The sequence below is a fragment of the Paraburkholderia sp. XV genome (assembly GCF_020177535.1).
Classification (GTDB): Bacteria; Pseudomonadota; Gammaproteobacteria; order Burkholderiales; family Burkholderiaceae; genus Paraburkholderia; species Paraburkholderia caribensis.
Genome location: NZ_JAGUUD010000197.1, coordinates 1 through 8992 on the forward strand (window position 1 = coordinate 1; position 8992 = coordinate 8992).

The window sequence follows — 8992 nt, forward strand, 5'->3', positions numbered from 1 at the left end:
GCGGCAAAGAAAAGTAGGTGCCGCCCCGCACAGGGGCGACGCGTGAGGCGAGCTAGCGCATCGCGGATGCCTGCGCAAAGCCATAACGCGGATGCGAGCGCAGAACCAAACCAAACTCAAACCCAAACCCAAAACCGCCCGCGCCGCCCAGGCGCTCACCGGGCCTTCACCCCAATACTCCGCATAAAATCCGCCAACCTCCTCCCCTCGACATCGGGAAACGGCTCCAGCACGTCCAGCTGTCCAATATTCGCCAGCGCGAAGTGTCGAAAATCCTCCCGCAACTCGCACCACGCGCCGAGCGTAAACCTGGCTCCCCAATAAGCGAGTGCAAGCGGCCACACCCGCCGCTGTGTCGCGGCGCCATGCTTGTCCTGATACGCAAAGCTGACAACACGCCGCGAGTCAATCGCGCGATGCAGCGTATCGACAATCACCGACACACTCCCATCGACATGAAACGACGGCGCAAAGAACGCCAGCCTGTCTATAGTGGCCCGCTTGTCAGCGGGCATGGCCGAAGCGATCTTCGCCAGCGCGCCGCGCGCACCCGCCGCCATACTCTCGCCACCCCATGACTCAAGCATCCGCGCGCCGGCAGCGAGCGCCATCAGCTCTTCGGCGGTGAACGTGAGCGGCGGCAAACTCGCGCTGCGGCTCAAGCGATAACCAATGCCCGGTTCCCCTTCGATCGGCACGCCCGACAACTGCAAATCCTGCACATCGCGATAAACGGTGCGCAGCGACACATGCAGCCAATCGGCCAGCTGCTGCGCGGTCGTGAGCCGCCGGCCGCGCAGCAGTTCGGCGATCTGGAACAGGCGGTCGGCGCGACGCGTCATCGTGGGGGTCTCCCGGAAATAGACGGGGAATCTCCCGCGATAATAGCGCCGCACGACTCGCTCCCGCCGCGTTGCGCGTCACTTCACGCGTTGGTCTTCGAATGCAGGCCGATGCGGTTGCCTTCGGTGTCGGTGAAAAAGCCAATCCAGCCGATTTCGTGCGGCAACTGCACGGCGGGGCCCTCGACCTTGCCGCCCGCGCGCTTCACGCGCTCGAGCGTCGCGTCGACGGTCGGACGCGCGTTCAGATACACGAGCGAACCGGTTTGCGATGGTTCGAGCGTCGGGCTCTGCACGATGCAGCCGCCCGTCGACGGCTCGTCGTAACTGAAGACGGCCATCGGCATGCCGAAATCCTCGCGGCGCAGTGTCGTATCGAGCGCGGCCTCGTAGAAGCGCACGGCGCGTTCGAAATCGACGGAAGGAATCTCGAACCAGGCGATAGCGCGATTGATTGATGCTGACATGACGTTCTCCTGTTGTTGGCGGTGTGCCGTATATCGCCGGATGGCGTAGGAGAAGTGTGCGGGCGGGCTACTGACAGCGTTCTGTCAGTAGCGTTGCGGAGGGCATCAGAAACACAGACAACAAAAAAGCGGGCATCAAGCCCGCTTTTCTTGCAACCGGCAATCGAAAAACTCGCCGCTTATTCCTTCGGCCCATCCGCCGCCGGCCTTTGCCTGACGCTGCCCGCAATCAGATCAAAGCGGAACAGCCGGCATTCGAGCGCGCCGTTGAACAGCGGCGTCTTCGCCGATTCCCGCAACCGCAATTGCCCCGGCAGCTTGCGGTCCGACGTCAGCACGAACGCGTGCCACCCGGTAAAGCGCTTCTTCAGCGCATCGCCAAACGACTGGAAGAACTCCGTCATGTCGGGCGCCGCTTCGCTCTCCGAACGGCGGAAGCCGCCTTCTTCGCGGCCGGTGTTGCGAATCTCGCCGCGCGGACCGCGCCCGCGCACCTCGATCCGCTCGCCGTAAGGCGGATTCGCAACGAGAATGCCCGCTTCGCTCGAAGGCGGCATCATGTTGCGCGCATCGAGCTGCTTCAACGGCAGCGCCGGGAAACCAGCGCGTTCGAAGTTGGCTCGCGCCTTCTCGAGCATATTGTCGGAAATATCGCTGCCGAAGATCAGCAGATCGCCACGGCCAGCACGCGCCGCGCGCTTCGCCTCCTGCGCGGCGACTTTCAGCGTCTGCCATGCCGACACGTCGTACTGCTTGAATTTCTCGAAGCCGAAGCGCCGCTCGACGCCCGGCGCAATGCTCAGCGCGACTTGTGCCGCTTCCGCGAGGAACGTGCCGCTGCCGCACATCGGGTCATACAGCGGCGTGCCGGGCGTCCAGCCCGTCAGGCGCAGGATGCCCGCCGCGAGGTTCTCGCGCAGCGGCGCCGCGCCCTTGTCCAGGCGCCAGCCGCGCTTGAAAAGCGGCTCGCCGGAAGTGTCGAGGTAGAGCGTGCAGTCGGTGGCCGTCAGGAACGCGAACACGCGCACGTCGGGCGCGCCGGTGTCGATGCTCGGACGCGCGCCCGTCTTGTCGCGCAGACGGTCGCAGATGGCGTCCTTCACGCGCAGCGTCGCGAATTCGAGGCTGCGCAGCGGCGACTTGATCGCGGTGACGTCGACGCGCAGCGTCTCGTTCGCCGAGAACCACTGCTCCCAGCGCTGCTCGAGCGCGAGGCCGTAAATGTCCTGCTCGTTGCGATACGGACGATGCGCGATCTTCAGCAGCACACGGCTCGCGATCCGCGAATGCAGATTGGCGGCCATGCCGGCTGCCCAGCCGCCCTTGAAGTGCACGCCGCCGGGCACCTGTGCGCCCGCCGCGAACGGCGCGCCGCCCAGATGACGTGCGGCGATCTCGGCGAGTTCGGCGGCGAGCGCGGCTTCGAGGCCGCGCGGGCAGGGGATGAAAAATTCGAAGGACATGGAGATTGCCGTAAGGCGTGGATTAAGGCGACATTGTACGCGGTCGCCTTGCCGTGCCTTGCGGCGAGTATCGCGCGCGGGCGCGATGCGCTACCCGCGCGGCCCGCGCCCGTCAGCCCTTCGTTGCCGTATTCGAGGCTGACGGCGCGGTTGACGGGGCAGCGGACGGCCCGGAGGTCGAGGCCGGACACGCCACAGTCGCGCCGCGCGCCGGTGCCGACGCGAGGTTGCGCACAGCGGCGGCGATTTCTGTCGCAATCTGCTGGACCGCGCGCCGATGTCCTTCTGCAAGCGCATCGTAGCCGCCCGAAACCGGCTCGCTGACCACGCTGCGGCAGGTCAGCACGGCCTGCGTGCGCACGGCGCGCACGCTCCACACGGCATCTATCTGCGCGCGCGAGCCGGGCCACGACTCGAAGCGCTGCACGTTCACGCTGATGCGATAGACGGGCACGCGGTCCGGATACGGCGAGCCGTACACGTCGATCGTGCCCAGCTGCTGCGTCAGCGAACTGGACAACGCGCGGCGGATCTCGTCGCCCGGCAGCGACGCCCAGCGCTCCTGTTCGAGCACCTGCACCTGGGTCGGCCCGGTCTGCACGACAAACTGGTTTTTCGCCACTTGCGGCGGCACGTCGACGGGCGGCACTTCGATCAGGAACGCCGGGTTGCTCGCGGTGCGCACGGCATCCGGCGACGGGCCGCTCGCGGAGAGCGTGTAGAAATGGCTGGCCGGCGACGAACACGCGGCGAGCGCGGCAAGCAGGGCAGAAAGCGCGGCGGCGCGCATCGTTCGGGGGACGCGTGCAAACGTCATGGCTTGTCTCCTGATTTACCGCGCAGCAACGATTCGGGATGGCGTTCGAGATAGTCCGATAGCGCATTGAGCGACTGCAGCGTGCGCGTCAGTTCCTGCAGCGCCTGATGTACGTCGGATTGCAGCGGCGAGTCCTGCTGCAGCGTCGCCTCCGCCGAGCTGAACGTCTGCTTCGCAGCGGTGAGCGCGTCGCGCGTCTGCGGCAGCACTTCCTTGTCGAGTTGCGTGAACAGGTGGTCGGCGTTCTTCAGGGCGGCGTTCAGGTTGTTGCCGATCTGGTCGAACGGCACCTGATCGAGTTTCTTCGCGATATCGGCGATCTGCAGTTGCAGTTCGTCGAGCGAGTTCGGGATCGTCGGCAGTTCGATCGGGTCGCGCGTGATATCCACGGTTGCCTTGGGCGCCTTGGGGAACAGGTCGATCGCCACGTACAACTGGCCCGTCAGCAGGTTGCCCGTGCGCAACTGGCCGCGCAGGCCGTGATTGACGAGCGCGAGCAGCATTTTCTGGCTGGCGTCCGTGCCGGATTCGGGCACGGGCTGGCCGCGCGAGCGGCGGCGCAGGCGGTCAGGATAGAGATCCATCGTGACGGGCATGTTGAAGTTCTTCGTCTGCGGATCGTATTCGACGCCGATGTTCGTCACCTGGCCGAGCACGATGCCGCGGAAATCGACCGGCGCGCCGACGGACAGCCCGCGCAGCGACTGGTTGAAGTTCATCACGACGCGCACCGGCTCGCCGTCGGGCTCGCGCATCGCGTCGGCTTCGTCGGAGCCGAGGCGGAACGTCATGTTGTTCGGCGCCTGCACGCCGACCGCCTGGCCGGGCGGCGACTGGAACGCCAGCCCGCCGACGATCACCGTGGCCAGCGACTGCGTGTTCAGCTTGAAGCCACCCGAATCGAGCCGCACGTCGACGCCGCTCGCATGCCACCAGCGCGAGTTCGAGCCGACATACTGGTCGAACGGCGCGCTGACGAATACCTGCACGGTGACGCCCGTGCCGTCCTTGTCGAGCGAGAAACCCGTCACCTGGCCGACCTGCACGCGCCGGTAGAACACGGGCGAGCCGATATCGATCGAGCCGAGCGATTCGCCGCGCAGCGTGAACTGATGACCCTTCTGGTCGACGGTGACGGCGGGCGGCGATTCGAGGCCGACGAACTGCGTCTGCGTTTCCGTCGAGCGTCCGCCGTCCACGCCGATGTACGCGCCCGACAGCAGCGTGCCGAGCCCCGACACGCCGCTCGCGCCGATACGCGGGCGCACGACCCAAAAGCGGCTGTCCTTCACCGCGAAGTCTTCGGCTTCCTTCGTCAACTGCACTTCCACGTTCACGCGCGAGTGATTCTTCGCGAGCTTGATGGTCTTCACGAAGCCGATGTCGACGTCCTTGTACTTGACCTTCGTCTTGCCGGGCTCGAGTCCTTCCGCGCTGATGAAGCTGATGTTGATGGTCGGCCCTTTTTCGAGCACGGACTTCACGACCAGCCCGACGCCGATCAGCGCCGCGATCAGCGGAATCACCCAGACGAGCGAAGGCAGCCAACCCCGTTTCGTGACGATCTCGGGCTCGGGCACGGGGTCGTTCTTCGGCGGGCCGGAAGGTGGCGTCGGCGCTTGAGGGCTATTCATGTTTCGGGTCCTGAGGTGTTACGGCTTTTCGGCTTGTTTGCGGCGGCGTCGCCATGGTCGTTGTCCACGTCGTCCCAGATCAGGCGTGGATCGAATTGCATCGAGGCGATCATCGTCAGAATCACGACCGAGCCGAACGCGAGCGCGCCCGGTCCGGCCGTGATGACGGCGAGCGACTTGAAGCGCACCAGCGCGACTGTCAGCGTGATGACGAAGATATCGAGCATCGACCAGCGTCCGATGCGCTCGACGATCCGGTAGAGCTTGGTGCGTTCGAGCGGCCGCCAGCGCGAGTGGCGTTGCGCGGTGATGGTCAGCAGCGCGAGCACCGTGAGCTTGAGCATCGGCACGAGAATGCTCGCGACGAACACGATGATCGCCAGCGGCCAGTCGCCCGAGGTCCAGAAGTAGACGACGCCGCTCATGATCGTGTCGTCCTCCGCGCCCAGCAGCGAGGCCGTGTGCATCACGGGCAGCAGGTTCGCGGGAATGTAGAGCACGGCGGCGGCGATCAGCAGCGCCCAGGTGCGCATCAGGCTGTCGGGGTTGCGACGGTGCAGGATCGCCCCACAGCGCGTGCAGCGTTGATCCTTGACGCGCGCGCGGGGCTGCACGCGCGAGCACGCGTGACAGGCGACCAGACCGGCGCGCGAGGCCGTGATGTATTTCATCGGCCCGTCATCCCCGGTGCGGTGCGGGCGAATCATCGACATCGGGTGCGCCTGCCGCACGATCGTTGCGATCGTCGGGATTGCCGCCATCCGTGTCGTTGCGCGCCGCGTCCTCGCGTGCGTGGCGTTCACGCCGCGCCTGCAACACGCCGAGACTTTCGGCAACGTCCCACAGCGTGCGCGGGTCGAACGTGACGACCACGACGAACATCAGCGTGAGCGCGCCGAACGCGAACATCGCGGCTTCCGGAATCACCCGCGCGAGGCTCACCATCTTCACGATCGTCACCAGCACGCCGAGCATGAACACTTCTATCATGCCCCACGGGCGCACGAACTGAATCGCGCGCAGCACCTGGTTGAAGAGCGGCGGCACATAGCCCGCACGGATCGGCAGCAGCAGATAGAGTAGTGCGAGCAGTTCGGTGAGCGGAAACAGCGTGGTCGAGCAGAACACCATGATCGCGACGATCTGCATGTTTTCGTCCCACAGCGCGACGATAGCGCCGAGCAGACTCGTCTGCGACGTGATGCCGTTGGTCTCCAGTTCGACGATGGGGAAGCCCTGTGCGATCAGGAAGGTGATCAGCGCGGCGACCGTCATCGCCGTGATGCCGTCCAGCCGGCCCGATGCACTCCAGTACAGCATCGCGCCGCACCGCTGGCAGCGCGCAATCCGCCCGCGTCCAAGGCGCGGCTTCTGGAACAGCGCGTCGCATTCGTGACAGGCAATCAGGTGGTCATGTTCCATGCAGGCAATCGGGAGGCGATGTTGTTGTCGCGGTTGCGGTCGATGTCTTACAGATTGTTGCCGCGCAAGTGACTCGCATGTCACGGCCAGGGGCAATAGTATCAAAGCTCATCGCAGTGAGGCCTTACAGGTGGGTGCTCGCGGCGATGACAGCGTGTGCGGCGTTCGGCGGCTGGTTGTAGGCTTTGTCCGACAGATGCGGCACGCATCGGTAAAAGCGGGGTAGCAAGTTCCGCACCGCGCGCAATGGTGTCAGCCAGTTACCGCCGCTTGCGGTACGATGAGCGCCGCGCAGACCGTTGGCGCCGATGCTGGACGCGAGCGGAATAATGGCATCGCCCGGGTCGTTTAACTTTCATGTTGGCGTCGGATCCGTCATGGCACATACCTCTTCGTTTCATTCGTTCTCCGCGCGCGGTTCGTCATATACGTCGACGGCCATCGCGCTGCACTGGCTGATCGCGCTGCTGATCGTCTGCGGATTCGCCCTCGGCTGGGTGATGACGGACATTCCCGGTTTCACGCCGACCAAGCTCAAATACTTTTCGTGGCACAAATGGATCGGCGTGACCGTGTTCGCGCTGGTCATCATCCGCATTCTGTGGCGCGCGACGCATGCCACCCCGCCGATGCCCTCGCACATGCCCAAATGGCAGCGCGGCATTGCGCATCTCACGCACTTCCTGCTGTACGTGCTGATGGTCGTGATTCCTGTGTCGGGCTATCTGTACAGCTCCGCGGCGAACGTGCCCGTCGTCTATCTCGGTCTCGTGCCGCTGCCGCGCCTGATCGCGCCCGATCCGCATCTGAAGGAAGTGTTGAAGTCCGTTCACATCACGCTCAACTACACGCTGCTCGTGCTGGTCGTGCTGCATGTGCTGGCGGCGCTCAAGCATCAGATTCTCGATCGCGACGGACTGTTGTCGCGCATGATCCCTTTCCTCAAATAAGGACAAACATGAAGGTCTCGTTCTACCGCTACATGCTCGCCGCATTTGCGGCGGCGTCGCTGGGCGCGTCGGGCGGCGCGTTCGCGCAGGTCGACATGGGCAAAAGCACGGTCACGGCGATCTCGAAGCAGATGAACGTGCCTGTCGAAGGCAAGTTCAACAAGTTCACGGCGCAGATCGCGTTCGATCCGTCGAAACCGGCGGCTGGCAGCGCGCAAGTCACGGTCGACACATCGAGCTACGATCTTGGCGACGAAAGTTATAACGAGCAGGTGCGCGGCAAGGAGTGGTTCGATTCGAAAACCTTCCCGACGGCCACTTTTGTCTCGAGCGCGATTGCGCCCGCGGGCAGCAACCAGTTCAAGGTGACGGGCAAGCTGATGATGAAGGGCAAGTCGCAGACGGTCGTCGTGCCTGTCACGGTGACGAAGCAGGGCGCTGCGCAGGTGTATGACGGCGCGGTGACCGTCAAGCGGTCGCAGTTCGACATCGGCACGGGCGAATGGAAGGACACGTCAGTGGTCGCAGACGACGTGACGATCAAGTTTCACATCGTCGCGGCAGGCAAGTGAACCGTAGCATGCAGACAGAAAGGAGAATGAATTGAAAACGATGCTCTTGGTTATGGCTGGCGCGCTGACGTCGTCGGTGGCGGCAGGCGCGTTTGCTGCCGATACTTATCAGCTCGATCCGACGCACACCTATCCGAGCTTTGAGTCCGACCACATGGGTGGGGTGTCGACGTGGCGTGGCAAGTTCACGAAAAGTTCGGGCACGGTGACGCTCGATCGTGCTGCGAAGACGGGCACGGTGGATGTCACGGTGGATACGTCTTCGATCCAGACGGGGAATACGAAGCTTGACGAGCATCTGCGGTCGGGCGATTTTTTCGATGTGGCGAAGTATCCGACGGCGACTTTCAAAGGGACGGCGATCAAGTTTGATGGCGATACGCCTGTTGGGGTTGATGGTCAGTTCACACTGAAGGGTGTCACGAAGCCGCTGAATCTGAAGATCGAATCGTTCAAATGTATTCAGCATCCTGTGCTGAAGCGCGAGGTGTGCGGTGTCGAGGCGACGGGGGAGTTCAATCGCGCGGACTATGGGATGGATTTTGGTACTAAATATGGATTTAGCATGAAGACGGTGCTGCATATTCAGGCTGAAGGGATCAAGCAGTAGGCGCCTTGGCGGCGCGGTTTGGTTTTGGTTTTTGGTTTTTGGTCTGTCTGCGACGCTGGGTGGTTTGCTAGTGATTTCGCTGGGATCCGCGATTTGTTAGCGTGCTTCAGGCGTCGCCGTTTGGTGTTTTGGTCTTTGCGCTGGCATCCGTGGTTTGCCTTTTCGCTGGCATCCGCGAATTGTTAGCGTGCTTCACGCGTCGCCCCTGTGCGGGG

At 63.9% G+C, this 8992-nt stretch carries 10 protein-coding genes; 3 read left to right on the forward strand and 7 right to left on the reverse strand.

Annotation, left to right across the window (positions count from 1 at the left end):
* Window positions 1-155 precede the first annotated feature (155 nt).
* The 7 genes from KFO72_RS40385 to KFO72_RS40415 all read right to left on the reverse strand — a co-directional run bounded on the left by KFO72_RS40385 (window position 156) and on the right by KFO72_RS40415 (window position 6645).
* Window positions 156-842, reverse strand: a complete 687-nt coding sequence (locus tag KFO72_RS40385) for a helix-turn-helix transcriptional regulator (protein ID WP_054928939.1) — start codon at window positions 840-842, stop codon at window positions 156-158.
* A gap of 83 nt (window positions 843-925) precedes the next feature.
* Window positions 926-1309, reverse strand: coding sequence for a VOC family protein (locus tag KFO72_RS40390; RefSeq protein WP_060599695.1), 384 nt, complete (start codon window positions 1307-1309; stop codon window positions 926-928).
* A 179-nt stretch (window positions 1310-1488) separates the two neighbouring features.
* Entirely contained in the window at window positions 1489-2772 is a 1284-nt protein-coding gene (locus KFO72_RS40395) for a THUMP domain-containing class I SAM-dependent RNA methyltransferase (RefSeq protein ID WP_062915766.1), read from the reverse strand.
* A 112-nt stretch (window positions 2773-2884) separates the two neighbouring features.
* Window positions 2885-3589 carry a membrane integrity-associated transporter subunit PqiC gene (locus KFO72_RS40400; RefSeq protein WP_060599697.1) on the reverse strand — a complete coding sequence of 235 codons (705 nt, stop codon included), beginning with the start codon at window positions 3587-3589 and terminating at the stop codon, window positions 2885-2887.
* Complete coding sequence (locus KFO72_RS40405) at window positions 3586-5223, reverse strand: intermembrane transport protein PqiB (RefSeq protein WP_054928935.1); 1638 nt, start codon at window positions 5221-5223, stop codon at window positions 3586-3588. Before KFO72_RS40405 ends, KFO72_RS40400 begins: the two co-directional genes overlap by 4 nt.
* Entirely contained in the window at window positions 5220-5894 is a 675-nt protein-coding gene (locus KFO72_RS40410) for a paraquat-inducible protein A (RefSeq protein WP_225034448.1), read from the reverse strand. The genes KFO72_RS40405 and KFO72_RS40410 overlap by 4 nt, the downstream gene beginning before the upstream one ends.
* A 7-nt stretch (window positions 5895-5901) precedes the next feature.
* Entirely contained in the window at window positions 5902-6645 is a 744-nt protein-coding gene (locus tag KFO72_RS40415) for a paraquat-inducible protein A (protein ID WP_054928933.1), read from the reverse strand.
* Between the two features lie 377 nt (window positions 6646-7022).
* Between KFO72_RS40415 and KFO72_RS40420 the strand changes: the two genes are divergently transcribed.
* The 3 genes from KFO72_RS40420 to KFO72_RS40430 are packed head-to-tail and all read left to right on the forward strand — an operon-like array spanning window position 7023 to window position 8777.
* A complete protein-coding gene (locus KFO72_RS40420; protein WP_009770917.1) occupies window positions 7023-7595 on the forward strand; it encodes a cytochrome b in 573 nt (190 codons plus the stop codon).
* Window positions 7596-7603: 8 nt separating this feature from the next.
* Window positions 7604-8167 carry a YceI family protein gene (locus KFO72_RS40425; RefSeq protein WP_225034449.1) on the forward strand — a complete coding sequence of 188 codons (564 nt, stop codon included), beginning with the start codon at window positions 7604-7606 and terminating at the stop codon, window positions 8165-8167.
* Window positions 8168-8207: 40 nt separating this feature from the next.
* The gene (locus KFO72_RS40430) at window positions 8208-8777 is read left to right on the forward strand and encodes a YceI family protein (RefSeq protein ID WP_225034451.1); all 570 of its coding nucleotides are present in this window, start codon (window positions 8208-8210) and stop codon (window positions 8775-8777) included.
* Window positions 8778-8992 lie beyond the last annotated feature (215 nt).